Consider the following 25,486-nt stretch of genomic DNA (forward strand, 5'->3'; position numbering starts at 1 on the left):
CCAGAAACCGGAACGACCGGTCGCGATCGGAAGCGGCGGGCGCCTTGAACGCCGGCGCCCGTCACGCTGCCTTGGCTGCCTCGTGATGGGCGCATTCCGGCGGCGTGCAGGCGCCTGCCGACAGCGAGGGCTCGTATTTGAACAAGGTCGAGCAATAAGGGCAGATGATCTCGCCGTCTGAGCCCATGTCGAGGAAAACATGCGGGTGATCGAAGGGCGGCTTGGCCCCGATGCACATGAATTCCTTCGCGCCGACATGAATGACGGCAACGCCGGGCTGGTTATGGAAATGCGGGATGCCCGTATCGGCCATGGATCATGCTCTTGCGTTGATTTGCCCCACCTCTAACCCGTCACGCCGGCCCGCGCCAGTGTGCGCAAGCGCCTCAGGGCGCCCGGAAGCAGGCACCTGCAATCGATCCGGTGCGCGCGCTTTCCTCCCGGGTGAGCGTGTTTGACAGGACTTTTTGCCAGAGTCCGTCGCGCTTGAGGCCATCGATCGCGCAATTGCAGGCCTTCTCGCACACTTGCAGCGAGGTTTCGGCGCTGACACAGCTGCGCAGGCAGGAGATCAGAAACGGGCGCGCTTCCTGCTCGGGGCCGACGGCCAGCCGCATGACGATGAGCAGCACTCCGATGAAGATCGGCTGGTGCAGCAGGTAGACGCTGAGGCTGTGCCGCCCGCCCCAGGCGATGACGCGGGCCGGCAGCGAGCGCGCCTGCCAGTGGCTCCAGCTTCCCTGCCTGGCGAGCGCCATCTTTCCGAGAGCCATGCCTGCCAGCACGCATCCGAACCAGGGCACGATCGGTACGAAATCGGCGGTTGCCCCGGAGACATGAGCGAAGCCGAGCCAGAGCAGCCAGGGTTGATCGAGCATTTGCGGCGCAGGAAGCAGTGGCAGCGCGAATAACAGGGCGCTGAACAGGAGCAGGACAGCGGCCGGCAGTCGCAGGAAGGGCAGGGCGAGCACGCTGGAGAGCGCGATATTGTGGAGGATGCCGAAGTAGATGAAGCTCTCCGGCATGGCGAACCAGGTCGCGATCGTGACCAGCGCCGCGGCGCCTACGACCATGGCCAGCCGGCGGAAATAGGCGGACAGGTTCACGCCCCTGCGCGTCGCCAGCACCAGGCTGAAGCCGACGATGGTCAGGAAGGACCCTGCGATCAGGCGCGCGAAGGCGCTCCAGCCGGGATGGGCGGGGACATCGGTTGCAATCAGGTCAAAATGGGAAAGATCATAGGCGAAGTGGTAGACGAACATCGCCAGCAGAGCGAGGCCGCGGGCAAGATCGACAAGGTCGATCCGGCGGCGTGGAAGCGACGATGTCGGGGCCGTCTCAGCGTGGCTCATATCAGCCTTCATAGGCAAGCGGCGGAAACACAGCTACACAAAGTCGCTCCTGCATGGCAGGTGAAGACCCCCCGCAGCTTCCGCGACGTGCCATGCAGAAATTCTCCTCGGACGGCGTCAATCTCGCCTTCATCGACCTCGCCCCGACCAATGACGCGCCGCGCGGCGAGAGCATCATCCTGGTCCATGGCTTTGCCTCCAGCCACATGGTCAACTGGGTCAATACGCAGTGGACGAAGACATTGACCCATGCGGGTTACCGTGTCGTTGCGCTCGACAATCGCGGCCACGGCCAGAGCGACAAACCGCATGAGCCGGAGGCCTATTCCTCGCACATCATGGCGGAGGATGTGCGCCGCCTGATGGATCACCTCGAGATCGCGCGGGCGGACGTGATGGGTTATTCGATGGGCGCGCGCATCTCGGCCCATCTCGCGCTTGCCCATCCGCAGCGCCTGCGTTCGCTGCTGCTCGGCGGGCTCGGCATTCATCTTGTCGAGGGCGTCGGCCTGCCGCTCGGCATTGCGGATGCGATGGAGGCTCCCTCGCTCGATGTCCTGAGCGACCCGATGCAGCGGATGTTCCGTGCCTTTGCGGACGCCAACAAGAGCGATCTCAAGGCACTCGCAGCCTGCATTCGCGGGTCGCGGCAGACGCTCACGCCAGACGAGGTCGGCCGCATCGCGATGCCGACCCTGGTCAGCGTCGGAACCAAGGACGATGTCGCGGGCTCCGGGCAGGAACTCGCGGCTCTCATTCCGAATGCGGAGGCTTTCGCGATCGAGGGGCGCGATCACAACCTCGCAGTTGGGGACAAGACCCACAAGCAGGCCGTGCTCGATTTCCTCAGATGGCTCTGAGCCGACGATTTCATCGCCCCGCGATGACATGCCGGCGGATGCAACGGTTTGGGGCGGATATCCCAGGTTTGATGCCGGTTTCCCTGCGGTCCAGGCAGGGCAAGGCAGCGTTCTTGTTTGGCATTGCAGCATGGCGCCGTGCTAGAGTGCGGTTCTGAAACACACCGTATTCCGGAGAACGATCATGCCGTCAGGGCGCTCCGTCGTAGAATCGCGCCACCCGGTCACCGGGCTCGACAGGGTCGATCCGGTTTGGACTCGGCTGCGGCGCGAGGCCGAACAGGCGCTCGGCATCGAGCCAGCGCTGGGCAGCCTGATTCTGTCGTCGATTCTCAACCAGCCGAGTTTCGAGGCGGTGGTCGGCCATCGCGTGGCGGCGCGGCTCGCGCATCCCGCTCTCGGGGCGGATCTGATCGAGCAGGCCTTTGCCGAGGCCATCGCTGCCGACCCCGAGATCGCCCAGGGCATGCGCGCCGATGTTCTTGCGGTGCTCGACCGTGACCCGGCCTGCAAGCGGCTGATCGAGCCCGTGCTGTTCTTCAAGGGCTTCCACGCCCTGCAGGGCCACCGGCTGGCGCATTGGCTGCTCAACCAGGGGCGTCGCGATTTCGCGCTTTATCTGCAGAGCCGTTCCTCCGAAGTATTCCAGACCGACATCAATCCCGCGGCGCGCATCGGCAAGGGCATTTTCCTCGACCATGCAACGGGCCTCGTGGTCGGCGAAACGACTGTGATCGAGGATGACGTCTCGATGCTGCAGGACGTGACGCTGGGCGGCACCGGCAAGGAGAGCGGCGACCGCCATCCGAAGATCCGCAAGGGGGTCCTGATCGGCGCCGGCGCCAAGATCCTCGGCAATATCGAAGTCGGCAAATGCGCCCGTGTCGCAGCCGGTTCAGTCGTGCTGACTGCGGTGCCGCGCAACACCACCGTTGCCGGCGTACCCGCAAAGGTAGTCGGGGAAGCGGGCTGCGCCGAGCCGTCGCGCTCCATGGATCAGATTCTCGCCGGCGACTGCGGCGCTCACATCTGAGCACCAATCCGTCCTGACGCCTGCAGCCAATCCGCGACCTCCTGGCGGCGGGGGTGACCTTGTGCCGGCAACAGCAGGGTCATCCGGTCCGGTGTCGTCAACGCAGGTCCAAGCGGCGCGACCAGCCGACCATCGGCAAGATAGGGCTGGAGCAGGCTGAGCCGGCCCATCAGCACGCCAGCACCCGACAGCGCAGCATCGAGCGCGACGCTGTAGAGCGAGAATGACGGGCCACGCGCCGGATCGACGCTCTCACCGGCGTCGATGGAGGCCAGCCAGCGCGCCCAGTCGCCGCGCCAGACCGCGTCGTGCAGCAGGGTCTCATCAGCGAGGCCGGCAACGGTCTGGAGCCGGGATGCGACGGCGGGAGAGCAGACCGGTGTGATCGCATCAGGGTCGAGCACGAGCGCCGATGGAGCCGCCTTGCCATCCCCAAGATAGAAGATTGCGATGTCGCAAAGCTCGTGCCTTGTGTTCGGTGGTTGCTCCATGGCCGAGACCGAGACCTGCAATCCGGGGAACGCTTGCTGAAGCCCGGCAAGACGCGGTGAGAGCCATAGCTGGGCGATGCAGGGCAGGGCGGCGATGGTGAGCGTGCGGCTCTCATGCCCTCCGCCCAGTTCCAGCATCGACGATGCCAGCAGATCAAAGCCGCGGCTGAGGCGCGGCAGCGCCGCACGGGCAGCCGGCGTCAAGGCGACACCTTGTGGCAACCGCCGGAACAGCTGGACCCCGAGCGCTGCCTCCAGCTGTCGGATCTGCTGCGTCACCGCGCTAGCCGTCACTCCGAGTTCCTCTGCTGCCTTGGCAAAACTCTCGCAGCGCGCGGCGGCCTCGAAGGCACGTAGCGCGTTGAGTGGGGGCAGACGGGGGCGTGGTGGCGTCACGGGCATGGCGACCTGTCGGAGCCTTAGATTTTCTCTGTCTTGCGGCGACGATAACTCGTTTGCGCCACCTGCGGCAAACGGCTCCAATCACGGCGTACCGCGCGTTGCGGTTCGACCGGATGGAGAAACGGACATGGCGGCGTTGGGCAGGCGCGACTGGGTGCCAGCGGCAAGCGAGGACTACGTGCTCACGGTCGCCGAGACCGTCGCCCTGCAGGATCTCGATGCGACCGAGCGGTCGATCCAGGCGTTGACGACGGAGAACCGCGCGATCCACGAGCGCGATTGCGTCAATCTCAACCCCGCAACCAATATCATGAACCCGAAAGCGGAGGCGGCGCTCTCGGCCGGCCTGGGCGCGCGGCCTTCGCTCGGTTACCCCGGCGACAAATATGAGATGGGGCTCGAGGCGATCGAGAAGATCGAGATCATTGCCGCGGAGCTCGCGGCACAGGTCTTTGGTGCCCGCTACGCAGAAATCCGGGTGCCGTCGGGTGCCATCGCCAATCTCTATGCCTTCATGGCGGTGGCGAAGGCGGGGGACTGCATCATCGCTCCACCGGGCGATATCGGCGGGCATGTCACTCATCATGGCGCTGGCGCGGCCGGGCTTTACGGCGTCATCACCCATCCCGCGCCGGTCGACGCGCTGAACTACACGGTCGATCTCGGCAGGCTGCGTGAGGACGCATTGCGTCTCCGCCCGAAGCTGATCAGCATCGGCGGCAGCCTCAACCTGTTCGCGCATCCGATCCGCGAGATCCGCGCCATCGCGGACGAGGTCGGAGCGATCGTGCTGTTCGATGCCGCCCATATGTCCGGCATGATCGCCGGCCATGCCTGGCAGCAACCACTGCAGGAGGGAGCGCATCTGATGACGATGAGCACCTACAAGAGCCTGGGCGGTCCGCCTTCGGGCCTGATCGTCACCAATGACGCCGACCTTGCCAGGAAGCTCGATGCCATCGCCTATCCCGGTCTGACCGCCAATTTCGACGCGGCAAAATCGGCATCTCTCGCCATTACGCTGCTCGACTGGAAGGCGCATGGCCGCGCCTATGCGCAGATGATGGCGCAGACCGCGAAGGCGCTGGCCGATGCCCTTGTCGAACGGCAGGTCCCGGTCTTCGCGCGCGATCGCGGCATCACGACATCGCATCAGTTCGCCATCGAGGCGGCCCCCTACGGCGGCGGGCAGGCGGCCGCGAAACGGCTGCGCGAGGTCAACATCCTGAGTTGCGGGATCGGCCTGCCGATCGCGCCCGTCGCAGGCGATGTCAACGGCCTGCGGCTCGGGACGCCCGAGATCGTGCGCTTCGGCATGACAGCTGCCGACATGCCGGAGCTCGCCGGCTATATCGCTGAAGGTCTGAGCGGAGCTCGGCCCGCCGGGGCCGTTGCACGGGATGTCACGGCCTTGCGCAGCCGCTTCACGAAGCTGCACTTCATGCGCTGACGAGTGGCGGCCGGCGGGCAGGTGCGTACCGGCGCCGAAACCTCATGCGCCGGCCCGAAGCGTCGAACGCGGTTTCGGACCGATGCAAACACGGAGGATCAGCTCATCGGACCGGATACGAGACCCGGGGCGATGAGCTAGCCGCTGCGCTTCGCATAGCGATCAAGCATCTCGGCGCGCAGCGCAGCCTCGGAGACGAGATGCGCGCCGCCGAGCCAGATCGACTCGATTGCGCCGGTGCTGTCGCGGACCAGGCGTGCTGTCTCACCCGGGCTGTTGAAGCCCGACGCCTTGCTCAGGCGACCCTGGTCAGGAGCCTCGACCGCGATCTCTCCCGCGTCGAGAAAGGGCGTGAAGAGGGCCGGGCTGGCGCAGAGCACCTTGTTGCCGACGGGGACGAGATCGCCGCAGGCCCAGATGCTCCACCAGCGCCCAACCCAGCCTTCGGTCTCGGGTGAGGGGCCACCTTCATCGGAAAATGTCCGGACGATGTGGAGGATGCCGTCGAGCCATTGATGGGCCAACCCGTCAATGGCATTGGTCAGGACCGAGATCGTCAGGTCCTGCTTCGGCAGGACGACGGTACGGGTGATGAAGCCCTGGAAACCACCGGAATGGCCGAACCATTTCCAGTCGCCATGTCCGCCGGAAATCGTGCCAAGGCCGTAATGGCGGCCAAGACTGGCTTCGTCGTCGGGCCAGAGACGGCGGCTCATCTCGCGGCGACTGAGCGCAGACAGGATGCTGCGCTCTGCCTGCGGTGAAAGCTGCGCGAAGTAACGCGCGACGTCTGCGGCAGTAGCCACGAAGCCGGCGGCGGAGGTCATGGCGTGTCCGGGGTTGTCTCCGGGAATGACCACCCTGCGCCCAAGAGGCATTCTGGGGCTATGACCCTTGGCCATGGGGCGGTCTGCCCAGAGCCCGATATCAGGGCGGGTTTCGCTGAGTTGCGCAGGTGCGACGACCTCGGCGGCAATCCAGTCACGATAGGCCTGGCCCGTCACGGCTTCGATGACGAGGCCGAGAAGGCCGAAGCCATGGTTCGAGTATTTGAAGCGCTGCGAGGGCGGAAAGGGCTGCGCAACCGAGAGATCGGCGAGCAGCTCGTCCTTGCTGAGATAGGGCTTGCGGTCGAAGAACTGGCCGTTGTCGGCGCCATCTCGGGTCAGGCCGGCGCTGTTCGAGAGCAGTTGCGCCAGGGTCACGGCGGCGACGTCAGGATGCAGGCCGGTGACAAAGCTGCCGACCTTGTCATCGAGCCTGATGCGGCCCGCCTCGACCAGTCGCAGGATCCCGGCTGCCGTGAACGTCTTGGAATGCGAGGCGATGCGAAAGCCGTGGCGCGGCGTCAACGCTTCTCCGGTCTCGATGTCGGCGCTGCCGAAGGCAGCCTCCAGGACGATCTTCTGGCCGCTCGCGATGGCCACGGCGCAGCCCGGCTGATCGTGATGGCGGCGCTGGAATTCGAGCCAGCTCGAGACATAATTCAGGGCAGCGGGCAGCCAGGGCGTCATCGGGCAATCCATCATTGGCGATGTGGGGGATGGAACATGGCACGATCACCGCGAGGGCGGCAGATATGCAGGAGCAAGCGCTGCCATGCGAGCGTGACGCAGCGCGAGGCCCGGATCTCAGGTTGAACGCGGGCGTGACAGCGTTTCGCTTGCCCTCGCAGCCCGGCCATGGCATCCGTCCCGCCACTCTGAAAGGACCAACCAGTGGACAAGACAGAACTCGCCAAGCTCGAAGCCTATCTTCGGCGCACCTTCGCCAATCATGGCATCAGCGTGCGGGCGCGCATGAAGAAGACCGATTCCGCCGAGGTTTATCTGGGTGAAGAGTTCATCGGCATCATCCATGTCGACGACGAGGATGGCGACCGCTCGTTCAACTTCACCATGGCGATCCTCGACGTCGATCTCGAAGGCTGAGGGCCATCAGCGGCTCAGCGCATCATCCCATCGATGGTGCGCCTGACGCCGCCGACCATCAGCTCCCAGTCGGCGATGACGGCGCGCGGGAAGCGGATGTTCACGTCAAGTCCGCGATGCCGGAAGGTGACGCGGCAGAGTTCGTCGAGAGGGGCGGGGCCGGTGTTCACCGGGCAGCGCGCTGCAAAGCCTCGCCCATCCGGGACCGAAACGTAGAGCTCGTCGCCCTCATAGGGTGAGCCCTTGCGGAACCCGCGTACGACAAGCCCGCCCGGATTGGACCAGACCGTCGGAGTCAGGAAGCGGGCATAGACCGAGAGCTGTGTCGCCGGCTCGTTGACCTTGTCGGGCGGGCTCAACGTGACCAGTAGCTTGCGTCGGCTTTGGGCGGTCACGGGACCGAAACTCGGCCAGTCGAGACGCAGCCGGGTCATGCCGACCACCCGCTCGCTGTCTTCCTGTTCGGAGCCGGCCAGATCCTGGGGAACCAGAAGCGAGACCTGGCCGACGCGCGCCGGCTGGTGCTGGGTCACAGGAGCTGCCGCCAGGCGATGGCCGTAGAGAGCGTATCCGGTTGCTGCGGCGGCAACCAGCAGGATCGCGCCGGCCGCCTTCCAGAGCGCGCCGTCAGCGCGAGGCAGGGGCGGCGGCGGCCGATTCAGGCGTGCGCGGACCACGGTCGTGAGGCCGGCGGCGCGTTGGGGCGAATGGTGCGCGTATGCGGTCAAGATCCAAGCACCTCGATAACAGGTGCCAGTGACTGAATCAGACGCGCCTTAATGCTCCGTAAACCATGCGGATTGCGCGAGGATTGCCGCGCGGCGCAAGGGTTAACCATCGCTAACGAGATTTCTTCACACTTCGTAAACCATGCGGCACAGTGCAGGTGCGTTCTCGCCCGGAGCCGTGACGTTGCGTATCGAACCCGCTGCCGTCGAGGCACTCCAGTCCCTGTTCATCGGCTTTGCCTTTGCCGGGCTGATGGCGAGCGCCTTCGAGCTGTTCACCGAGAAGCGTGCTGATTTTCAACTGCTGCAGACGGGAGGGTTGGCCGCGGTCGCGAGCGTGCCGGTCGTCGTCTTCAGCGCGCCGTTTCTCATCCTTCGCAATACCGTGAGGGGCCGCCGCAGCGATGGCCGGCCCTTTGCCTTCGTCATGCTGGCGAGCATGGCGGCGTCTCTCTGGAGCGTCGCCTCGGGGCGCGTGGTGCTCGACCTGCTGCATTACGTCGGCGGCGCTTGACGGGGCGGCCGGCCGACCTGCAATCCTCGCGGCAGGTTTGCAGAAGGATGATCCGCCCATGCCGCTCTATTCGCTCGACGGGACTGCCCCCGAATGCCCCGCCGCAGGCCAGTGGTGGCTTGCGCCCGATGCGCATGTGATCGGCAGGGTGAAGCTCGCAGCCGGCGTCGGAATCTGGTTCGGCGCAGTGCTGCGTGGCGACAATGAATGGATCGAAATCGGCGAAGGCAGCAATATCCAGGAGGGCTGCGTCCTGCACACCGATATGGGCTCRCCGCTGCGCGTCGGAGCCGGCTGCACCATCGGCCACCGGGCGATCCTGCATGGCTGCATCATCGGAGAGAACAGCCTGATCGGGATGGGCGCGACGGTACTGAACGGCGCGAAAATCGGCCGCAACAGCCTGGTCGGCGCCAATGCTCTCGTGACCGAGGGCAAGGAGTTTCCGGAGAACTCGCTGATCGTCGGGTCTCCCGCCCGCGCCATCCGCACGCTCGACGAGGCGGCGATTGCCGGCATTGCAGGCTCGGCCCGTGCCTATGTCGCGCGCTGGAAGCAGTTTGCCGTCGGGCTCAAGCAGATCGGCTGAAGCAGCGGCCCGAAGGGCGGATTGCGGTTTTCAGGAAGGCCGGCGCACACGCAGAAGTTCAGATCCTCGGTCCGGGTACGATATCTGGTCCGATCATCCAACCGCACCGGCCAGGGCCGGAAACGAGACGGGCCGACGCCTCGGGGGGAAGCGTCGGCCCTATGGCGAAACCCGGCCTGGGGACGGGGTGGGGTGGGGACGTGACCGAGCCTCGCCGTCCATGTGGCCGCGGCAGCCTGGTGCTGCGGCCAATCTTGTTCGTCTTCAGCGAGCCGAAGCGACAGTCGGCGTCGAGAGTCCGCCGAGCGAGGTCCAACCCGTCTGATACTGCGACTCGCGCTTGACGTAGACGTAGCCGGTCTGGCTCCACGGCAGGATCGCGTTGCGCTTGTTGTCGAGCACATAATCACCGCGATCCGTACGGATCATCAGCACGGCGTGGCCGGCATTTTCCTCGTCGATCACGACGGTCATCAACATGGCGCGACGGGGCACACCGGCTTCGGCAAGACGCTTGCGCTTGAGCAGGGCGTAATCCTCGCAGTCGCCCTTGCCGTCGGTCGGGATGTCCCAGCGATCGACGACGCCCCAGTGGTCCTGGTCCGTGATCGCTTCGATCTCCCGATTTGTCTTGTTGTTGAGAGCAATAATCGTCTTCCAGAGCTTTGGCGTCATCTCGACACGCTCGGGCTCCTGAGTATTGACCGCGCATTCGACCGGATTGCGCTTGCAGAAATCCGTCCAGGCATAAGGCGCCCGGGCATCGCCCGAAGCTGCAATCGGCATGGCGGCGGCCGGTAGAGCCGCAACCTGTTGGGCCTGAACCGATGAAATTCCAGCAACTGCGATCAGCGCAGCCAGAACTGTACCCCGATGAATAGAAAGCATGTCGTCCCCTTTCCTGTCCCTGGGGCAGACGATGCGTGAGGCAGATGGATGTCGCTTGAAATGGAAACAAGCAATTTTATGTAATCAGGCGCTACGTATTCGGATCATCTGACAGTATAAATCAACGCCAAATGCCGAAGTAAGAAATGTGAGCGCTGCGTTCTCGATTCGTTAACTGTGGCAGGTCTGAATGTTGTGGGCAGGTTTCATTAACGCTGTGGGGAAACGCGACGAGGCGCGCCCCCGACTGAGGGCAGCGAGCTGTCCCTCATGTCACACTCCGCTCAGGCGAGGCGTACGGCCGGAATCCGTAGACGAGCCCATGTGGGGGGCGCTCCGGCATGGCGCTTGGATTTCAGCGCGTCGCCCCGACGCCGCACGTTGAGACATCGACGGGCTGACACCCCGGCCTAGGTCCCGAAACAGCCAGACCACGCTGACGCCCGGGCGTCATGCATGAGACGATGTCTTGAAAGAGAGAGGGGGCGATGGGCCGCCCGGATCAGAGCTCGAGATTCTCGTCGAGCACATCGGCAGAGAGCGGGAAGCGGAACTCCGCCGCGTAGCCGCCATCGAACCGGCGGACGACCTTGGCTGCCGTGCCGCCGATCTTGACCGGCGTGTTGATCGGTAGTTGCTGCTCGGTTGAAAAGGCGACGCCCGACAACGAGATGTCGATCACCCGCACGACGTGCTCCGAACCGTCATCGAGCGTCAGCATCGAGCGGGGATTGCGCGGAATGATGCGCTCGTGACGCCGATCCTCCGGCAGTCCCAGTTCATCGCGATTGGCCAGCCATGTCAGCTGGGCGGTGAATTTCTCGCGCTTGCGGCTGGTCGCGGTGATGGTCATCGCGAAGCCTTCCAGCGTGGTGCGGACGGCAATGCCCTCAATACGGCCGAGATGTTCGAGATAGACGATGACCCGCTCGCCGGGATGGGCCTTGGCGGGGGCGACGAGATGCAGGCCGCCCGGGGAGATGTCGACCGTCTGGCAAGGGTATTCCATGCGGTTCGGAAGCATGTAGCGTCCGAGCAGCACGACCTTCATACGCTGATGCCGCCTGCGCTCGACAGGGCGGATGGCCGGACGGGAGGTGTGCTGCGCACTAAGCATCGGATCAGCCTGATTTGGGCCGACCCTAGCGGCGGGAGGGTTAACGATACGTTAGATCTTCAGTTTCTGCCGCCCGGAAGGACCAGGAATTTTGGCGGCATGACGCGTGCAACGGGTTCAGGCGCACGCTGGCTATGGGCCGACGGCCACAGCATCCGGAGCGAGATCATGCGCATGGAGGCCAAGGTGTCGAGCCCAAGCCATTCCGGCGTCAGGGCGGGCGAGAGCGCCCCGAGAACGCGTGCATGGGTCCGACCGCGATAGCGCAGCGGCAGCAACAGCAGTTCGAGATAGACCGGAGAGCCGTTCATGGTCTCGGCCGAGAGGCCAGCGACGGCGCCGGCGGATTCATCCATCACGGTTTGCACGAGGCGGCGCATTTCGCCCTGGGCTTCCACGTCCGGCCAGAGTGCGGCAAAGGCGCGTCCGCGCAGTTCGCTGCCGAAGAGCGCACAGAGCCGCGTGCCGGCCAGCCGAAAGACGGGCCCGATCGGCTCATTCTCGAGAACGAACGTGTCGGCGAGGGCATGACGCAGCGCACCTGGCTCGATCTCGCCCCGTTCCGGCGCGGAACGCTCGCCGCGCAGCACGTCCCAGTAATCGAACACAAGGCGGGTGCTCATGTTTTTCATTCTGACATCCTGTCCTGTCTGCGTACGCCGCAAGTCCGAATACGTGTCGTAAGGACACATATTCGTCAGAGCGCGGGACGTTTCGGTCCCTGCCGAATCGCGAGACGCAGTGGGCATGCCGTCTTGCCATGGGGGGCGGACAGGACGACGGGCGCAGGCTCGTTAGGGTTAACGAAATCTTAGCATTGTGGATAACCCGTTAAAATGCTTATCAAATGCAAGCCAATTCGAGGGCCGGCCGCGAGGTGGGCCCTGGGGTCATTCGGGGTGAATGGGGGGCGTGACCGTGCTGCCGATGCTTCGCGCAGCGGCAGGGCCACAGCCGAGAAGGGGGAGGGCCGGTGGCTCTCCCCTTTTTCATTCGGCCCGCGCAAAAGGAAGCATCGGCCGGCTTGCGTCGCAGGTGCAGCTTCGGCAAGGGTTGCGTAGCATGTCCCAGATTCCTGCCGGCCCGTCGGCCCCGCCAGAGCGCGAACCGATCCTGAACCTGCCATCCGCCGTCGTCTGGCTGATCGCCGCACTCGCGCTGATCCAGGCCGGGCGCTCCGTGCTGTCGGAATATGACGACTTCGTCCTGATGTCCTGGCTCGCTTTCGTGCCGGCACGGCTGAGCCTCTGGCTCGACCCCAGCCGTGCGCAGGACATGCTCGCCGAGTTGACGCAAAGGATGGCCGGGCAGGATCTGGCGGACCGGTTGCAGCTTGTGCGGTTGCTGATTGCCGATGGCGGCCCACGCCTCTGGACCTTGCTCACCTATGGTCTGCTGCACGGCTCCTGGGTGCATCTGCTATCAAATGTCGTCTGGCTTGCGGCCTTCGGCAGTCCGGTGGCGCGTCGCCTCGGAACCGGGCGCTTTCTCAATCTGATGGCGCTTTCGACGATCGGCGGCGCTCTGCTGCACTGGTGGTCACGCGATCTCGATGTGCTGCCTTTGGTTGGCGCCTCGGCGGCCGTTTCAGGGGCGACTGCCGCCGCGATCCGCTTCGTCTTCGCACCTGGCTTGCGCTTTGGTGGGTTGGCGGATGACGCCGTGGTGCGCTCGATTCCTGCGGAACCTTTCGGGCATCTCTGGCGCAATCCACGCGCCCTGATCTTCATCGTGATCTGGTTCGCCACGAATTTCCTGTTCGGCGCCGGGCTGGTTCCGATCCTGGGCGAGGACACCAGCATTGCCTGGGAGGCGCATATCGGCGGCTTTCTCGTCGGACTGCTGCTGTTCCCGCTGCTCGATCGCGGCGCGGTACGGCGCTGAGGGGGCCCGAAGCCGCCAATCTGCCCGCGGCTTCGCGCCATTCGCCTTGCCGTCGCCCCGGTCTTCGCCCACACTCCCGGTTCTGCGAAGGGCTTGCGACGGCCTCTTTGGCGACTTGACCCGTCATCGGCCGGGCAACGCTCCCGTTGATTTCGCGCGCCAGGGCGATGGTGCGCCAAACAGGAGGAACGCGTTCATGAACGTCGCGCAGATTCTCGGTAACAAGGGGCACGATGTCATCTCGGTGCAGCCGCATCGTACGCTCGCCGAGGCAATCCGCACGCTTGGCGAGAAGCGTATCGGCGCAGTCGTGGTCGCTGGCGCCGACGGCAGCTTGCTCGGAATCCTGTCCGAAAGAGACATCATCCGCGCTCTTGCCGAAACTGGGACGGCCGCATTGGAGAGCCCGGTCTCGCGGATCATGACGGCCAAGGTCGTTACCTGCCGCCATGAGACCAGCGTTGATGAGTTGATGGAGCTGATGACGGTGGGCCGCTTCCGCCATGTTCCGGTGCTTGAGAACGGGCGGGTCACGGGGATCGTCTCGATCGGGGACGTCGTGAAGCACCGTGTCGCCGAGATCGAGGCCGAGAGCCGGGCCATGCGGGATTACATCGCGATGGCCTGAGGCCGGTCTGCCCTGCAGAGCGAGCAGCCCGGATCAGTCGGCCGCGATGTGATTGCTCGCGACCATGGCCGCGATCTCGTCGAGCGCGCGCCGTGCGGCGACGCGGCCGAGTTCCATGGCCTCATCGGCCCGATGGAAATCGAACAGGCCGACCTTGGCGAGCTTGGGCCCGATCATGACGTCGGGCGGATCGCCGGCCAGCCGCGAGCGCGAGATGCGATCCTGGGTGATGTTGAAGGCATCGACCATCACGCCGGCGAGCCCGGGCTGATCGTTGCTGGCGCGGCCAAGGAAGCCGCGCATGCGCCGTGCCGCACCGCTGATGCCGTCCAGCCAGCGCGAAGTCGGGCGAATGTCGAGCTCGGGCAGGGGTTCGGGGTCCGGATCCGAGCTGTGGTTCTGGATGGTGGTGCCGCGTCCCGAGAGGTCGCTGTTGAGGTTGACGCAGATCACGACATCGGCGCCAAGCGCGCGTGCGGCGGTGACTGGCACAGGGTTGACCAGGGCGCCGTCCATCAACCAGCGCCCGCCGAGCTTCACCGGATCGAAGACGCCGGGCAGCGCGTAGGAGGCACGCAGGGCCTCGACGAGTGGGCCATGGGTCAGCCAGATTTCGTGGCCCGTGCCGAGTTCTGTCGCCACTGCGACGAAGCGCTGCGGCAGGGCCTCGATGCGGATGCCGACAAGGTCGCGTTCAAGCAGGCGCTTCAGGCGACCACCGGAGATGAGGCCCGCGCCACCGATGTGGAAGTCCATCAGTCCGACGACACGGCGCTTGGTCAGGCCCATCGCGAATTCGGTCAGCGCCGGCAGCTTTCCCGCGGAAAAGCAGCCGCCGACCACGGCGCCGATCGATGTTCCGGCAATGACATCGGGGGCGAAGCCCGCTTCCGTCAGGACCTCGATTACGCCGATATGGGCCCAGCCGCGCGCAGCTCCACCACCGAGAGCAAGGCCGATCCTTGGTCTGCTGCTGCGCCGCAGCAGCGGTTCGATACTAAGGTCATTCATAGAGGCCACGCCGCCGCCCATTCCAAAGGCCCGTCGAGCAATACCATCCCATAACATGATCCCGACCCTCCGCGGGTGGATCATCGTCTCGCGAGAAAGTGAGGAGAACCTGAATCACACGCGCGACGGTTGCGCCTAACAAGCGGATTTGACAGAAAAATGTTAGATTGGTGAAAGGATTGCCAACGCGGCCCTGCATCACGTGGCGAGCAAGGTGAGAGGTTCGACTGCGGCATCGCGCAGCGGCTTCACCCGGTAAAAGCACGAGTGCCGGCCCGTGTGGCAGCACCCGCCATCGCCCGCGACCTTCACCTTCAGCCAAATGGCATCCTGGTCGCAGTCGACGCGCATCTCGAGGATGGTCTGGACCTGTCCGGAGGTGGCGCCCTTGTGCCAGAGCTCCTTGCGCGAGCGCGACCAGTACCAGGCTTCCCCCGTCGCGATGCTGCGTTGAAGGGCTTCGGCGTTCATATGGGCGACCATCAGGAGTTCGCCCGTCTCGGCGTCGGTCGTCACGCAGGTGACGAGGCCGCTGGTGTCGAAGCGCGGCGCCAGCGTCGTGCCTTCCTCGAGCGCATGCTTGTCGGACAAAACGGGGAAGCTGGACATTGGCGGCTCCGCAGCAGGACAGGGCGCATCTCGCGAGGCGCCCCTTATCATGGTGGCGGTGGTTATCGCCAATGCTGCGTCGCGCCAATCCTACAGGCCAGGTGACTTGACCATGGTGAAGAAGCGGACCTGTTCGGCAGGGTCCTTGAACACGCCGGTATATTGCGTGGTCAGCGTCGATGAGCCTTGCTTCAGCACGCCCCGCATCGACATGCACATGTGCTCGGCCTCCACCAGAACGGCGACGCCGCGCGGTTCGAGCGCCTTGTCGATGATCCGGGCAATCTGCGCCGTCATGGCCTCCTGGGTCTGGAGGCGCCGAGCGTAGACATCGACGATGCGGGCCAGCTTCGACAGGCCGACAACGCCCTTCGCGGGGTAGTAGCCGATATGCGCCTTGCCGACGAAAGGCACCATGTGGTGCTCGCAATGCGAATGGAAGGGGATGTCGCGGACGAGGACCATGTCCTGATAGTTGTCGACCTCCTCGAAGACCCGGTCGAGGATCTCGTCGGGATTTTCGGAGTAGCCCCTGTAGAATTCCTTGTAGGCCTTGGCGACGCGCTGCGGCGTTTCAAGCAGGCCTTCGCGGGAGGGGTCGTCGCCCGCCCACAGAAGGAGGGTACGCACAGCCTCCTCGGCCTGCTCCTGGGTCGGACGCCTGTCTGGAAACTTGTCAGCGGAGGGGCTGAGAGCCCTCTCGACGGACAAGGACTTAACCACAGGGATCATGTGGTGCCTCCCGTTACGGTTCGTGTCCCAAGGCCTAGCGATGCAGATTCGGCGGGTCGCCGTGACATCGCGTCGCCTCGTAAGAATTGCGACAAGTTCTGCTCCTGCGGCATCATCGGGCGCCACCCATCTCCCGCACGCAGGCGTTCCACCCTATATTGGAACCGCGCGCCGGTCATTCCAGAGCCGGCGAGGACCAAGTCATGCTGAGCGACGTCTACAACAAACGCATCCTGGAACTGGCAGGAAACATCCCGCTGCTCGAGCGATTGCCGACGCCGGACGCGACTGCGACCGCGCATTCCAGGCTGTGCGGCTCCACCGTCACCGTCGATCTGACGATGGACGGCGATGTCGTCACCGGCTTCGGGCATGACGTCAAAGCCTGCGCGCTTGGGCAGGCGTCCTCCTCGATCATGGCGCGCCAGGTCATCGGGTCCACGGCCGGCGAACTTCGCGCGGTTCGCGAGCAGGCGCGTGCGATCCTGAAGGAGAATGCCGAGCCGCCCGCGGGCAAGTGGAGCGATCTCGCCGTTCTGGTGCCGGTGCGCAACTATAAGGCACGCCATGCCTCGACCATGCTGACCTTCGATGCCGTGGTCGACGCGATCGGTCAGATCGAGGCGGCGCGCGAGGCCGCGGCGCCGGCAGCCAAGGTTGCGGCGCTCAGGTGAGCCCCAGCGACTTTCGGATTTCGGGACGTGTTTCGTCGAAGCGCTGCCTGAAGGCTCGGTCCGCCAGAAGCGCATCGGCAACGTGTCGGCCGACCTTCTCGCCCGCCACGAGGTCGCTGGCATAATGGAAGCCGCAAACCAGCCGGCTCTCGCCATAGCTTGTGACGCGCTCCGCGAACTTGTCCTTCAGCTCCGGGGCAGCATCGCTGAGCAGTGCGGCATAGAGTGCGGCAGTCGCGGCATGGCCGGCGGGGAAGGAGGTCCCTTCCGGCCTGCCGCCGGGGCAGGGCTTGACCCTGACCTTGTTCCACATCGCAAAGGGCCGCGTCCGCGACGTCAGGCGGCGCACGCTGAGGAGCACGATGCCGAGTTCGATATTCGCTTCGCGAAAAAGCAGGCGAACCTCGCGGTGCTCGGAGAGGTGGGCGTCGATTCCCATGCCTTCGAGAAAGCGATTGAGCGTCTGATATTGATCCGCGATCGCGGCTTTCTCGCGCTCCGGCGTCCGATTCAGCGTGATCTGAAGAACCTCTTCGAACTCCTTCCTGTGCTCGGGCGAGTTCATTGCCGGGGGCAGGCCGATGATCTTGGCGACATCGATCTTGCCGGGCTCAAGCCAGAGGAGGCTGTTCCGCTGCTGGGCAGGCGCTGATGTCAGCGACAAAAGCAAGGCAGCGGGAACCAGAATGGAGGTCGCGCCGATGCGGAAACGGGAGGCCGATCGCGGAGCGGAGCAAAGCATGAGCGAATCTCAAAATGAAACAGGTAATGACGAAGAATGATGAAATGACATCGGTGCGCGTGTTGTCACGTCTTTTTGCGCGTGCACCACGTTCTGGCGCGCATTGGTTGATCCGCGGTTACCAGCTGAGCATCTCGATGCTGATTGGACGCCAATGCCGGCATTGGCCGAGCTGCTCGAGTTACACGGATGAGGCGATCCAGCGCTTCGGGCTCTGGCGCGGTGGCTGGATCGGTGCCGCGCGGATCTGCCGCTGTACGCCGCTCGGCACCAGCGGCATCGATCTCGTCTGCGAGGAATTGCCGCCGAACTCCGCCTGGTACCAGCCCTGGTCCTATGGTCGCTGGCGCGGCGTGAATGCCCCGCCTCCGCTCGACGAGTGATCCTGCTACATCGATTGCCTGCGGCTGCCGGCTGGTATAGGCGAGGCGGGCGAAATCGGCTCGATCCCACTCGGCGCTTCGCAAAGCGTGAAGCCCTTGAACCGGATGCGGGTCTTCACGCGTTTCCCCGAACAGTATCCGGCCTTGGCTTACGGGGTTCGTTTCCCCGAGTGAGCAGGAGCGCGATCGATGACGATCTCCCTGACCTTTCCTGATGGCGCCACGCGCGAGTTTCCTTCCGGCATCACCGGAAAGGAGATTGCCGGCGGCATTTCCCCCTCTCTGCTGAAGCGCACCGTCGCCATGGCGCTCGACGGCACCGTCGTCGATCTCGGCGATGCAATCGACCGCGATGCGAAGATCGAGTTCCTCAACCGCGAGGATCCGCGCGCGCTCGAGTTGATCCGCCATGATTGCGCCCACGTGCTCGCCGAAGCCGTGCAGGAACTCTATCCCGGCACGCAGGTCACCATCGGCCCGGTGATCGAGAACGGCTTCTTCTACGATTTTTTCCGGAACGAGCCGTTCTCTCCAGAGGATTTCGCGCCGATCGAGAAGAAGATGCGCGAGATCATCGCGCGCGACAAAGCCTTCACCAAGGAAGAGTGGAGCCGCGACAGGGCCAAGCAATTCTTCCGCGACAAGGGTGAGGCCTTCAAGGTCGAGCTCGTCGATGCGATCCCGGAAGACCAGACCCTGAAGATGTACGCTCAGGGTGACTGGATCGACCTCTGCCGCGGGCCGCACATGACCTCGGTCGGCAAGGTCGGCAACGCCTTCAAACTGATGAAGGTGGCTGGCGCCTATTGGCGCGGTGACAGCAACAATCCGATGCTGACGCGGATCTACGGCACCGCCTTCGCCAAGCAGGAGGAGCTCGACGCGCATCTCAAGCAGATCGAGGAGGCGGAGAAGCGCGACCACCGCAAGCTCGGCCGGGAAATGGACCTGTTCCATTTCCAGGAGGAAGGGCCGGGCGTCGTCTTCTGGCACTCGAAGGGCTGGCGCCTGTTCCAGGAGATCATCGCCTATATGCGCCGGCGGCTCGCCGCCGATTACGAGGAGGTCAATGCGCCGCAGATCCTCGACAAGTCGCTCTGGGAAACCTCAGGCCACTGGGGCTGGTATCAGGACAACATGTTCGCGGTGAAATCGGCCGGCGCGCTCGAGCATCCGAATGATCCGGAGAAGGACCAGCGCATGTTCGCGCTGAAGCCGATGAACTGCCCCGGCCATGTCCAGATCTTCAAGCATGGGCTCAAGAGCTATCGCGACCTGCCGATCCGGCTCGCCGAGTTCGGCGCGGTCCATCGCTATGAGCCCTCTGGCGCGCTGCATGGGCTGATGCGTGTGCGCGGCTTCACGCAGGACGACGCGCACATCTTCTGCGCTGAAAACGACCTGGCGGCGGAGTGTCTGAAGATCAATGACCTGATCCTCTCGGTCTATGCCGATTTCGGCTTTACCGACGATCTCGTCATCAAGCTTTCGACCCGTCCGGAGAAGCGCGTCGGTACCGATGCGATGTGGGACCACGCCGAAGACGTGATGACGAAGGTGCTGGATCTGATCGCCCGGCAATCCGGCAACCGGATCAAGACGGAGATCAACCCGGGTGAGGGCGCCTTCTACGGCCCCAAGTTCGAGTATGTCCTTCGCGATGCGATCGGGCGCGACTGGCAGTGCGGCACGACACAGGTCGACTTCAACCTGCCGGAGCGCTTCGGCGCCTTCTATATCGGCTCCGATGGCGAGAAGAAGACGCCGAGCATGGTGCACCGCGCGATCTGCGGTTCGCTGGAGCGCTTCACCGGCATCCTGATCGAACATCATGCCGGCCATTTTCCGCTCTGGCTCGCGCCGGAACAGATCCTGGTCTGTCCGATCACCTCCGAGGCGGATGCCTATGCCGAGCAGGTCACGATTGMCTGTATGAACCAGGGTCTCAGGGCACGTGCCGATCTTCGCAACGAGAAGATCAGCTACAAGGTGCGGGAGCACTCGCTTGCCAAGGTCCCGGTGATTCTGGCCGTCGGCAAGCGCGAGGCCGAGGAGCGCACGGTGACCGTGCGCCGTCTCGGCAGCCAGCAGCAGACGGTGATGAGCCTGGACGAGGCACTCGTGGCCTTCACGACCGAGGCGATGCCTCCGGATCTGGTTCGCCGCAGGGCCGAGATGGCAGCATCCTGAAGACGCTCGTTCATGCGGGGCTCGCCAAATCCGGGCCCCGCATGCCAGAGTGCCGGGGATGCTGACGGGATCTTATCGCAAGCGGCTCGAAGCCGATTTGAGTCGCTGGGTCGCTGAGGGGCTTGTCAGCTCCGACAGTGCGACCGCAATTCGTGGCTCGCTGCGGCGCGACGGGGGCTTTCGGCTTCCGGGGCTGCTCGGAATGCTGGGCGGGTTGCTCATCGCGGCAAGCGTTGCAGCCTTCGTCGCGGCGAACTGGGAGGAGATTCCGCGGCTGACGAAGCTGGCAATGATCCTGGCCAGTATCGTGGTCGCTCTCGGGATTTCAGCCAGCCTCGAGATCCGAGGTTCCAAGCTTGGTGCTGATGCCGCCTCGACCTGCGGTGTCCTCTGTTTTGCCGCCGGTGTCGCTCTGGTCGGCCAGATGTATCATTTGCCGACGGATTGGCCGGGGGGGGCGCTCCTGATCGCGCTCGGCGCATTGGCCGTCGCGTTTCTGCAGCGCTCGGACGGTGCTCTGATCGTTGCGTTCATCGCTCTGGCAAGCTGGAGCTGGGGGCGCTGGCAGGATAGCGGCGGCTCGCTCCAGTTCTATTTCCTGCTCGGCTATCTGCCGGCGCTGTGGTTGGCATTGGGGCGCCGGGCCCGGCTCGTGCATCATGTCGCCGTCCTCTCGCTCGCGTGCTGGCTGGCGCTCGTGCCCGGTGACTGGCTGCGTGGCTCCTTCGACTACTGGCTCCTGGCCTATGGGCTCGCGCTCTCGACCTCCTATATCGTGCTCGGTGCGGTGGCGCTGGATCGCGGCGGGCCGACTCTTCTGAGCGCCTGCCTGCCCTGGGGGCTGCTCGGGCTGATGGTGGTGCTCAATGTTGAGCTGATCCGCATCCTCGATTCCAGCTGGTCGCGGGGCGGGCACGCGAGCTGGCCGGTCTATCTCGCCTATGCCGTCGTTGTCCCTGGCGTGTGCGCCTTCGTTGCGTTGGCGCGCGAGCGGCGTTTTGCTGTTCCTCTGGGCATCGCTCTCCTGTTTGCACTTTTGGTGCCGACGATCTTCTGGATGGGTGGTGCGATGCGCCTGTCCGGCAAGGTCGTGGTGGCGAGCCTCGTCCTTGCGAGCGCCGTGGGGTTGATTGCCGCCGGAGCGATCGGCGGAGTCCGGCGTCTGGTCGTTGCCGGTGCGGCATTGTTCGGTGTCGCCATCCTGATCCTGCTTTGGCAGACCATCGGCAGCCTGCTCGACCAGTCGCTGTTCTTCCTGATCGCAGGCGCGGTGCTGCTGCTGCTTGCCAGTGGTGCGCGACGGCTCTTCGCGCGCCTTGCCCGGCCGGTGGGGGAGGTGGCGTGATGGGCGCGCTCGTCGCCGACCGGATCGTTGCCCGCGTGCCGGCGACCTTGCGGGCCCTCGTCTCGATGATCGTGCTCTGCGGCGCGATCGGGATGCTTGTCGAAGGCCGAGCCCGCATCCTGCGTTCCGGCAGCGAGGTGAGGTTGAGGACGGCGCCAGTCGATCCGCGTGACCTGTTTCGAGGTGATTACGTCATCTTGAATTACGATATCAGCACGCTCGATCTTGCCGGCCTCCAGGGGGACCGCGACTTCAGCCGCGGCGATCCCATCCATGTGCAGCTCACCCCTGGCACCGATGGCTTCGCCCGGCCGGTCGGAGCCTACAAGATCAGGCCGCCGACAAGCGGGTCGGATGTGGTGATCGAGGGCCATGTGCTCACCACTGGCGTGTGCCCGCGAGCGGAGAACGGGATCGTTGATTGCTCACGAACCCGCAACGGAATGCGTGTCGCCTATGGGCTCGAGAGCTACTTCGTGCCGCAAGGGACCGGGCTCGCGATCGAGCGCACGGAACGCAGCAGGCTGGAAGTCGTTGCGGCCGTCGCACCCTCGGGCAGTTCTGCGATCAAGCGGCTGCTGATCGACGGCAGACTGGTCCACGCCGAGCCACCCTTCTAGGGCTGGCTCGCGTCGGCATTGCCTTGGGGCAATGCGAGGCCGCGTTCGAATATCAATAGAATCAAGGCGTTCACGGCGAAGCCCCGCTCGGTCGCGGAGTCGTGATTGATCGATCCGCCGGCTTTCCAGCAGGCACGCGACGGCTGCCATCTTCCGCGCATATTCCGGAGACACATAGATGTGATCCCGCTTCCCCATGGCGGCCGCATCGATAGCGTTATATGAACGTGAGATGAACGGAATCAGCAGAATCCGTTCATGCTTGGCCCGGCCTTGGCGGTCCGGGTGGTTGGCCTGAAACACCGATGGCCGTGTTCCTCGCGTTCCGGAGAAGCTGCTGGTGTCGCATTTCCCGTCCTTCGGGCACTACCTTCTTCGCGGCGCGGGTGCGCTGGCTGCGAGACCGGTGGGACGCGACATGCGGATCGATGCCGTCCGCGGGCTCGCCCTGCTGGTCATCTTCATCAATCACATGCCGGGAAACGTCGTTGCTGCCGTGATGCCGCATAATTTCGGCTTCTCGGATGCGGCCGACATCTTTGTTCTCCTGGCTGGCGTCTCGGCCACGCTCGCCTATGGCTCGGTCATCGAGCGCCGTGGTCTCGGCATGGGAGCGCTCCGTATCGGCGGCCGTATCTGGACGCTCTACATCGCCCATATCGCAGTTTTCGTGATCGTCTGCGGGGTTGTGGCGCGGGCTGTAACGACCACCCAGAACCCGCTCTATATCGAGGCGATCAATATCCAGCCCTTCTTCAACGACACGCTCTCGGCACTGGTGGATGCGCTGACGCTGACCTACCAGCCGAATTATCTCGACATCCTGCCGCTCTATATCGTGCTGCTGGCCGCCTTTCCGCTGATCTATCGGGCCGTGCGCTTCAATCCTGCGCTGGCGCTCCTGGGTTCGGTGTTGATCTGGCAGGTCGCGGTCACTTTCGAGGTGAATCTGCCGAATACGGGTACGCCGGGCTGGTTCTTCAATCCCTTCGCCTGGCAGCTCGTCTTCACGCTCGGCGTGGTGGTCGGCCGCGGTGTGCAGATGGGCGTCGTCATGCCGAGGTCAGCCATCATCGATGCCCTCGCATTTGCTGTTGTCGGGCTCGCCCTGATCATCAAGGTTTCAGCGGGAAATCCGTTTGGCATTACCGCCTTGAACGAATGGATCGAGAACCTGCAGATCGGCAGTGACAAGACCAATCTGGCCTGGACCCGCCTGCTGCATCTGGCGGCTCTCACCTGGCTCTTCGTGCGTTTCGTGCCGGCGCAGTCGGCGCTGGTTTGCGGAGTGGTTGGGCGGCGACTTGCAGTATTGGGCCGGCATTCCCTTGAGATCTTTTGCACCGGTATCGTCCTCGCGATTATCGGACAGATCATTCTGGCGGAAACCTATTTCGCCTTGAGCATTCAGTTGCTGGTTTGTCTCGGTGGCATTACGATACTGACAGTGCTAGGAAATTTCCTGTCGTGGTATCAGTCCAACGCGCTCCGTGGTTCCGCAGAGAAGCCGGCTTCCGGGCTGCACAGTTCTGCGCCGCAATCCTGACGACCGCACTTGTCACCAGTTCCGTTCAGGCCGGGCCCCTGACGCTTGCCGGTCGGGCCGATCTGCGCTGCCGTTCGGGAGCAGCCCAGTTTCCCTTCCAACCGATGCTGCCGGCCGCCAAGCGGGTTCTTCGGGACACAGGCAAGCTCACCATCGTTGCGCTCGGTTCGTCGGCCACCGCCGGAGCCGGGGCAAGCGAGATCAGCCACAGTTACCCCGCGGTTCTCGAGGCCGAGCTCAAGCGCCGGCTGCCCGAGGCCGAGGTCAAGGTCGTCAACAAGGGTGTTGGCGGCCAGTCGGCCTATGACATGCTGCAGCGGATAGACACTGAGGTCCTGGAAGAGAAGCCGGCGCTGGTGATCTGGCAGACGGCGGTCAACGACGCCGTCCGCGACATCGGCGAGGAGAAGCTGGCGAAAATCCTGCGGAAGGGAATTCGCAAGCTCCGCGATGCCGATGTCGACACCGTCCTGATCGATCTGCCTTGGCTGCCGCGCGAAGAGCGCTATCCGAAATATGACGACTACCGGGCTGTCCTGGCAAAGGTCGCGGAGGAGCAGGGTGCTGCGGTGTTCCCGCGCTACGGCATCATGAAGAGCTGGGCGAGATCAAAGCAGTTCACGGCCGAGGAACTCGTTGGCATGGACGGGCTCCATATGGTCGATGCGGGCTATCGCTGCCTCGCCGTCAGAATCGCGGACGGGATTGCCGCCGAGCTGACAGGGGCCAAGCTCGGCCTCGCGGAAGCTCCCAGCGCCAGCAACTGAGCATTGCGGCTGCGGTCCTCCCGGCGGAGGACGGGTTCACTTCGTGGCGATGACCTCGATATCGCGATCGAGTCCGCTCTCGACCTTGAAGTCCTTCGAGAAGATCTGGCCTTCCTGACGTGCAATCAGCACGTAGTCGCCTTCGGCCAGGATCACTTGCGGGAAGGCACCGATGGCTTCGCGAATGACGTCGCCGCCGGGTGTAAGCACGCTGAAGGCGGTGCCGGCGAAGGCCTCGCCGCCGGGAGACGCGACGAGCTTCAGCGTTACCCGCGCGGCCCGGTGGTGCAGGGTGGCGTCGGTGACCTTCCCCGATTCCACGGTCACATCCGCGCGCTGGATCGCGTTGGAATCGCCGTAAGTCGAGACCACGTGATAGGTGCCTTCAGGCAAGCGGATCAGCTCGCCTGCCTTGGCATTGCCGACGAGGCGACCTTCCGAGTTCCCCTGCAACGGCACGAAGATCGAGAATGAAAGCTGCGCCGCCTGGATCGGTGTCTCGCCGATCGAGCCTGCGAGGGTGAGGCCGCCGGCGCTGATCGGAATCTGTTCGCGCGTTCCTTGCGGGCCGAGCACCACCCGCTTGGTGCCGCTGGCGAAGCCATAGGCCGCGTGCAGCACATAGGAGCCAGGCTCGAGGGAGAACACCGGTTCCGCATCATTCGAGCGGGCGACGATGCGTGGCGGCGAGCCGTCGACGGACTCGACGAGGACGCGCCAGACGAGGCCGGAGCGGATCGGCTTGCGGTCATTAGCGAATTGCGCGCTGGCGCTGAGATTGGCCGAGCCGACCGTCGCGGTGCTTCCCGGCGCCGGCGGGGGGGAGATCTCCGGGATATTCGGTGGCGAGGGTGACAGCGGAACGATCTGTGCGATCGCAGCCGTTAGGGAGAGGAGCAGCGCGAGGGCAGCCGATGACAGGCGCGCGAGCATTCGCGCGCACGGCGCGCTGGTCGGGGCCCGTCTCTGGAAACGATCCAATTCAAACATGCTCATGGTC

At 64.6% G+C, this 25,486-nt stretch carries 28 protein-coding genes; 15 read left to right on the forward strand and 13 right to left on the reverse strand.

Annotated features, from left to right (window positions below; translation table 11 throughout):
- Positions 1 to 61: 61 nt before the first annotated feature.
- Entirely contained in the window at positions 62 to 313 is a 252-nt protein-coding gene (locus tag AC1DW9_RS15340) for a zinc-finger domain-containing protein (protein ID WP_069880056.1), read from the reverse strand.
- 73 nt (positions 314 to 386) lie between these two features.
- Complete coding sequence (locus AC1DW9_RS15345) at positions 387 to 1,352, reverse strand: heparan-alpha-glucosaminide N-acetyltransferase (RefSeq protein ID WP_441506164.1); 966 nt, start codon at positions 1,350 to 1,352, stop codon at positions 387 to 389.
- A 92-nt stretch (positions 1,353 to 1,444) separates the two neighbouring features.
- On the opposite strand from AC1DW9_RS15345, the gene AC1DW9_RS15350 reads away from it, so the two are divergent.
- Both AC1DW9_RS15350 and cysE read left to right on the forward strand, forming a co-directional pair.
- Entirely contained in the window at positions 1,445 to 2,212 is a 768-nt protein-coding gene (locus AC1DW9_RS15350; RefSeq protein WP_069880057.1) for an alpha/beta fold hydrolase, read from the forward strand.
- A gap of 184 nt (positions 2,213 to 2,396) precedes the next feature.
- Complete coding sequence (gene cysE, locus AC1DW9_RS15355) at positions 2,397 to 3,245, forward strand: serine O-acetyltransferase (RefSeq protein ID WP_441491411.1); 849 nt, start codon at positions 2,397 to 2,399, stop codon at positions 3,243 to 3,245.
- Here cysE and AC1DW9_RS15360 read toward each other — a convergent pair.
- Positions 3,236 to 4,138 (reverse strand): LysR family transcriptional regulator, encoded by a 903-nt coding sequence (locus AC1DW9_RS15360; protein WP_476775907.1) that lies wholly within the window; start codon positions 4,136 to 4,138, stop codon positions 3,236 to 3,238. The two genes, cysE and AC1DW9_RS15360, sit on opposite strands and share 10 nt — an antisense overlap.
- Before the next feature lie 127 nt (positions 4,139 to 4,265).
- Here AC1DW9_RS15360 and AC1DW9_RS15365 point away from each other — a divergent pair, with 127 nt between their 5' ends.
- Positions 4,266 to 5,588, forward strand: a complete 1,323-nt coding sequence (locus AC1DW9_RS15365; RefSeq protein ID WP_441506161.1) for a serine hydroxymethyltransferase — start codon at positions 4,266 to 4,268, stop codon at positions 5,586 to 5,588.
- 137 nt (positions 5,589 to 5,725) lie between these two features.
- On the opposite strand, the gene AC1DW9_RS15370 is transcribed toward AC1DW9_RS15365, so the two are convergent.
- Positions 5,726 to 7,102 carry a serine hydrolase domain-containing protein gene (locus AC1DW9_RS15370; protein WP_441506160.1) on the reverse strand — a complete coding sequence of 459 codons (1,377 nt, stop codon included), beginning with the start codon at positions 7,100 to 7,102 and terminating at the stop codon, positions 5,726 to 5,728.
- 204 nt (positions 7,103 to 7,306) lie between these two features.
- Here AC1DW9_RS15370 and AC1DW9_RS15375 point away from each other — a divergent pair, with 204 nt between their 5' ends.
- Positions 7,307 to 7,519: a DUF3126 family protein gene (locus AC1DW9_RS15375; protein WP_441491407.1), complete on the forward strand. Its 213-nt coding sequence runs from the start codon at positions 7,307 to 7,309 to the stop codon at positions 7,517 to 7,519.
- 14 nt (positions 7,520 to 7,533) lie between these two features.
- On the opposite strand, the gene AC1DW9_RS15380 is transcribed toward AC1DW9_RS15375, so the two are convergent.
- Positions 7,534 to 8,247 (reverse strand): hypothetical protein, encoded by a 714-nt coding sequence (locus AC1DW9_RS15380; protein ID WP_441491406.1) that lies wholly within the window; start codon positions 8,245 to 8,247, stop codon positions 7,534 to 7,536.
- Between the two features lie 184 nt (positions 8,248 to 8,431).
- Between AC1DW9_RS15380 and AC1DW9_RS15385 the strand changes: the two genes are divergently transcribed.
- Both AC1DW9_RS15385 and AC1DW9_RS15390 read left to right on the forward strand, forming a co-directional pair.
- A complete protein-coding gene (locus tag AC1DW9_RS15385) occupies positions 8,432 to 8,761 on the forward strand; it encodes a DUF6949 family protein (protein ID WP_069882633.1) in 330 nt (109 codons plus the stop codon).
- Positions 8,762 to 8,819: 58 nt separating this feature from the next.
- On the forward strand, positions 8,820 to 9,350 hold the full coding sequence (locus AC1DW9_RS15390; RefSeq protein ID WP_441491405.1) for a gamma carbonic anhydrase family protein: 531 nt from the start codon (positions 8,820 to 8,822) through the stop codon (positions 9,348 to 9,350).
- A 264-nt stretch (positions 9,351 to 9,614) separates the two neighbouring features.
- On the opposite strand, the gene AC1DW9_RS15395 is transcribed toward AC1DW9_RS15390, so the two are convergent.
- The 3 genes from AC1DW9_RS15395 to AC1DW9_RS15405 all read right to left on the reverse strand — a co-directional run bounded on the left by AC1DW9_RS15395 (position 9,615) and on the right by AC1DW9_RS15405 (position 11,978).
- Positions 9,615 to 10,238, reverse strand: coding sequence for a transglutaminase-like cysteine peptidase (locus tag AC1DW9_RS15395; protein ID WP_069880063.1), 624 nt, complete (start codon positions 10,236 to 10,238; stop codon positions 9,615 to 9,617).
- 502 nt (positions 10,239 to 10,740) lie between these two features.
- Positions 10,741 to 11,355, reverse strand: coding sequence for a PilZ domain-containing protein (locus AC1DW9_RS15400; protein WP_441491404.1), 615 nt, complete (start codon positions 11,353 to 11,355; stop codon positions 10,741 to 10,743).
- A 59-nt stretch (positions 11,356 to 11,414) separates the two neighbouring features.
- The gene (locus AC1DW9_RS15405) at positions 11,415 to 11,978 is read right to left on the reverse strand and encodes a PAS domain-containing protein (RefSeq protein WP_441491403.1); all 564 of its coding nucleotides are present in this window, start codon (positions 11,976 to 11,978) and stop codon (positions 11,415 to 11,417) included.
- Between the two features lie 439 nt (positions 11,979 to 12,417).
- On the opposite strand from AC1DW9_RS15405, the gene AC1DW9_RS15410 reads away from it, so the two are divergent.
- On the forward strand, positions 12,418 to 13,239 hold the full coding sequence (locus tag AC1DW9_RS15410) for a rhomboid family intramembrane serine protease (protein ID WP_441491402.1): 822 nt from the start codon (positions 12,418 to 12,420) through the stop codon (positions 13,237 to 13,239).
- Between the two features lie 196 nt (positions 13,240 to 13,435).
- Positions 13,436 to 13,867: a CBS domain-containing protein gene (locus AC1DW9_RS15415; protein ID WP_441491401.1), complete on the forward strand. Its 432-nt coding sequence runs from the start codon at positions 13,436 to 13,438 to the stop codon at positions 13,865 to 13,867.
- 33 nt (positions 13,868 to 13,900) lie between these two features.
- Here AC1DW9_RS15415 and AC1DW9_RS15420 read toward each other — a convergent pair whose 3' ends face one another.
- From AC1DW9_RS15420 to folE, 3 genes are all read right to left on the reverse strand, one after another.
- Positions 13,901 to 14,878, reverse strand: coding sequence for a patatin-like phospholipase family protein (locus AC1DW9_RS15420; protein WP_441491400.1), 978 nt, complete (start codon positions 14,876 to 14,878; stop codon positions 13,901 to 13,903).
- Between the two features lie 198 nt (positions 14,879 to 15,076).
- Positions 15,077 to 15,487 (reverse strand): phosphoribosyl-AMP cyclohydrolase, encoded by a 411-nt coding sequence (gene hisI, locus AC1DW9_RS15425; RefSeq protein ID WP_441491399.1) that lies wholly within the window; start codon positions 15,485 to 15,487, stop codon positions 15,077 to 15,079.
- A gap of 90 nt (positions 15,488 to 15,577) precedes the next feature.
- A complete protein-coding gene (folE, locus tag AC1DW9_RS15430; RefSeq protein ID WP_441491398.1) occupies positions 15,578 to 16,219 on the reverse strand; it encodes a GTP cyclohydrolase I FolE in 642 nt (213 codons plus the stop codon).
- Positions 16,220 to 16,422: 203 nt separating this feature from the next.
- Between folE and AC1DW9_RS15435 the strand changes: the two genes are divergently transcribed.
- Positions 16,423 to 16,893, forward strand: coding sequence for an iron-sulfur cluster assembly scaffold protein (locus AC1DW9_RS15435; RefSeq protein WP_476775908.1), 471 nt, complete (start codon positions 16,423 to 16,425; stop codon positions 16,891 to 16,893).
- On the opposite strand, the gene AC1DW9_RS15440 is transcribed toward AC1DW9_RS15435, so the two are convergent.
- Positions 16,886 to 17,635, reverse strand: coding sequence for a phosphatase PAP2 family protein (locus AC1DW9_RS15440; protein WP_441491396.1), 750 nt, complete (start codon positions 17,633 to 17,635; stop codon positions 16,886 to 16,888). The two genes, AC1DW9_RS15435 and AC1DW9_RS15440, sit on opposite strands and share 8 nt — an antisense overlap.
- A gap of 44 nt (positions 17,636 to 17,679) precedes the next feature.
- Between AC1DW9_RS15440 and yidD the strand changes: the two genes are divergently transcribed.
- The 6 genes from yidD to AC1DW9_RS15470 all read left to right on the forward strand — a co-directional run bounded on the left by yidD (position 17,680) and on the right by AC1DW9_RS15470 (position 24,486).
- Complete coding sequence (yidD, locus tag AC1DW9_RS15445; RefSeq protein WP_476768603.1) at positions 17,680 to 18,018, forward strand: membrane protein insertion efficiency factor YidD; 339 nt, start codon at positions 17,680 to 17,682, stop codon at positions 18,016 to 18,018.
- Positions 18,019 to 18,207: 189 nt separating this feature from the next.
- Positions 18,208 to 20,208, forward strand: coding sequence for a threonine--tRNA ligase (thrS, locus tag AC1DW9_RS15450; RefSeq protein ID WP_476855123.1), 2,001 nt, complete (start codon positions 18,208 to 18,210; stop codon positions 20,206 to 20,208).
- A gap of 58 nt (positions 20,209 to 20,266) precedes the next feature.
- Positions 20,267 to 21,553 carry a DUF2157 domain-containing protein gene (locus AC1DW9_RS15455; protein WP_441506157.1) on the forward strand — a complete coding sequence of 429 codons (1,287 nt, stop codon included), beginning with the start codon at positions 20,267 to 20,269 and terminating at the stop codon, positions 21,551 to 21,553.
- Positions 21,553 to 22,173, forward strand: coding sequence for a GDYXXLXY domain-containing protein (locus AC1DW9_RS15460; protein WP_441506156.1), 621 nt, complete (start codon positions 21,553 to 21,555; stop codon positions 22,171 to 22,173). Before AC1DW9_RS15455 ends, AC1DW9_RS15460 begins: the two co-directional genes overlap by 1 nt.
- Before the next feature lie 340 nt (positions 22,174 to 22,513).
- A complete protein-coding gene (locus AC1DW9_RS15465) occupies positions 22,514 to 23,719 on the forward strand; it encodes an OpgC family protein (protein ID WP_441491392.1) in 1,206 nt (401 codons plus the stop codon).
- On the forward strand, positions 23,641 to 24,486 hold the full coding sequence (locus AC1DW9_RS15470) for an SGNH/GDSL hydrolase family protein (protein ID WP_441506155.1): 846 nt from the start codon (positions 23,641 to 23,643) through the stop codon (positions 24,484 to 24,486). Before AC1DW9_RS15465 ends, AC1DW9_RS15470 begins: the two co-directional genes overlap by 79 nt.
- Positions 24,487 to 24,522: 36 nt before the next feature.
- On the opposite strand, the gene AC1DW9_RS15475 is transcribed toward AC1DW9_RS15470, so the two are convergent.
- Positions 24,523 to 25,419 carry a hypothetical protein gene (locus AC1DW9_RS15475; protein ID WP_441491390.1) on the reverse strand — a complete coding sequence of 299 codons (897 nt, stop codon included), beginning with the start codon at positions 25,417 to 25,419 and terminating at the stop codon, positions 24,523 to 24,525.
- Positions 25,420 to 25,486: the final 67 nt, after the last annotated feature.

It is taken from the genome of Allobosea sp. P4_E12, from assembly GCF_056401655.1.

What these genes read in the sequence shown, in the direction of transcription:
- AC1DW9_RS15340 (WP_069880056.1), bottom strand. Translation starts at nt 313, where the DNA reads ATGGCCGATACGGGCATCCCGCATTTCCATAACCAGCCCGGCGTTGCC.
- AC1DW9_RS15345 (WP_441506164.1), bottom strand. Translation starts at nt 1,352, where the DNA reads ATGAGCCACGCTGAGACGGCCCCGACATCGTCGCTTCCACGCCGCCGG.
- AC1DW9_RS15350 (WP_069880057.1), top strand. Translation starts at nt 1,445, where the DNA reads ATGCAGAAATTCTCCTCGGACGGCGTCAATCTCGCCTTCATCGACCTC.
- cysE (WP_441491411.1), top strand. Translation starts at nt 2,397, where the DNA reads ATGCCGTCAGGGCGCTCCGTCGTAGAATCGCGCCACCCGGTCACCGGG.
- AC1DW9_RS15360 (WP_476775907.1), bottom strand. Translation starts at nt 4,138, where the DNA reads ATGCCCGTGACGCCACCACGCCCCCGTCTGCCCCCACTCAACGCGCTA.
- AC1DW9_RS15365 (WP_441506161.1), top strand. Translation starts at nt 4,266, where the DNA reads ATGGCGGCGTTGGGCAGGCGCGACTGGGTGCCAGCGGCAAGCGAGGAC.
- AC1DW9_RS15370 (WP_441506160.1), bottom strand. Translation starts at nt 7,102, where the DNA reads ATGACGCCCTGGCTGCCCGCTGCCCTGAATTATGTCTCGAGCTGGCTC.
- AC1DW9_RS15395 (WP_069880063.1), bottom strand. Translation starts at nt 10,238, where the DNA reads ATGCTTTCTATTCATCGGGGTACAGTTCTGGCTGCGCTGATCGCAGTT.
- AC1DW9_RS15400 (WP_441491404.1), bottom strand. Translation starts at nt 11,355, where the DNA reads ATGCTTAGTGCGCAGCACACCTCCCGTCCGGCCATCCGCCCTGTCGAG.
- AC1DW9_RS15405 (WP_441491403.1), bottom strand. Translation starts at nt 11,978, where the DNA reads ATGAGCACCCGCCTTGTGTTCGATTACTGGGACGTGCTGCGCGGCGAG.
- AC1DW9_RS15410 (WP_441491402.1), top strand. Translation starts at nt 12,418, where the DNA reads ATGTCCCAGATTCCTGCCGGCCCGTCGGCCCCGCCAGAGCGCGAACCG.
- AC1DW9_RS15415 (WP_441491401.1), top strand. Translation starts at nt 13,436, where the DNA reads ATGAACGTCGCGCAGATTCTCGGTAACAAGGGGCACGATGTCATCTCG.
- AC1DW9_RS15420 (WP_441491400.1), bottom strand. Translation starts at nt 14,878, where the DNA reads ATGAATGACCTTAGTATCGAACCGCTGCTGCGGCGCAGCAGCAGACCA.
- hisI (WP_441491399.1), bottom strand. Translation starts at nt 15,487, where the DNA reads ATGTCCAGCTTCCCCGTTTTGTCCGACAAGCATGCGCTCGAGGAAGGC.
- folE (WP_441491398.1), bottom strand. Translation starts at nt 16,219, where the DNA reads ATGATCCCTGTGGTTAAGTCCTTGTCCGTCGAGAGGGCTCTCAGCCCC.
- AC1DW9_RS15435 (WP_476775908.1), top strand. Translation starts at nt 16,423, where the DNA reads ATGCTGAGCGACGTCTACAACAAACGCATCCTGGAACTGGCAGGAAAC.
- AC1DW9_RS15440 (WP_441491396.1), bottom strand. Translation starts at nt 17,635, where the DNA reads ATGCTTTGCTCCGCTCCGCGATCGGCCTCCCGTTTCCGCATCGGCGCG.
- yidD (WP_476768603.1), top strand. Translation starts at nt 17,680, where the DNA reads ATGACATCGGTGCGCGTGTTGTCACGTCTTTTTGCGCGTGCACCACGT.
- AC1DW9_RS15455 (WP_441506157.1), top strand. Translation starts at nt 20,267, where the DNA reads ATGCTGACGGGATCTTATCGCAAGCGGCTCGAAGCCGATTTGAGTCGC.
- AC1DW9_RS15460 (WP_441506156.1), top strand. Translation starts at nt 21,553, where the DNA reads ATGGGCGCGCTCGTCGCCGACCGGATCGTTGCCCGCGTGCCGGCGACC.
- AC1DW9_RS15475 (WP_441491390.1), bottom strand. Translation starts at nt 25,419, where the DNA reads ATGCTCGCGCGCCTGTCATCGGCTGCCCTCGCGCTGCTCCTCTCCCTA.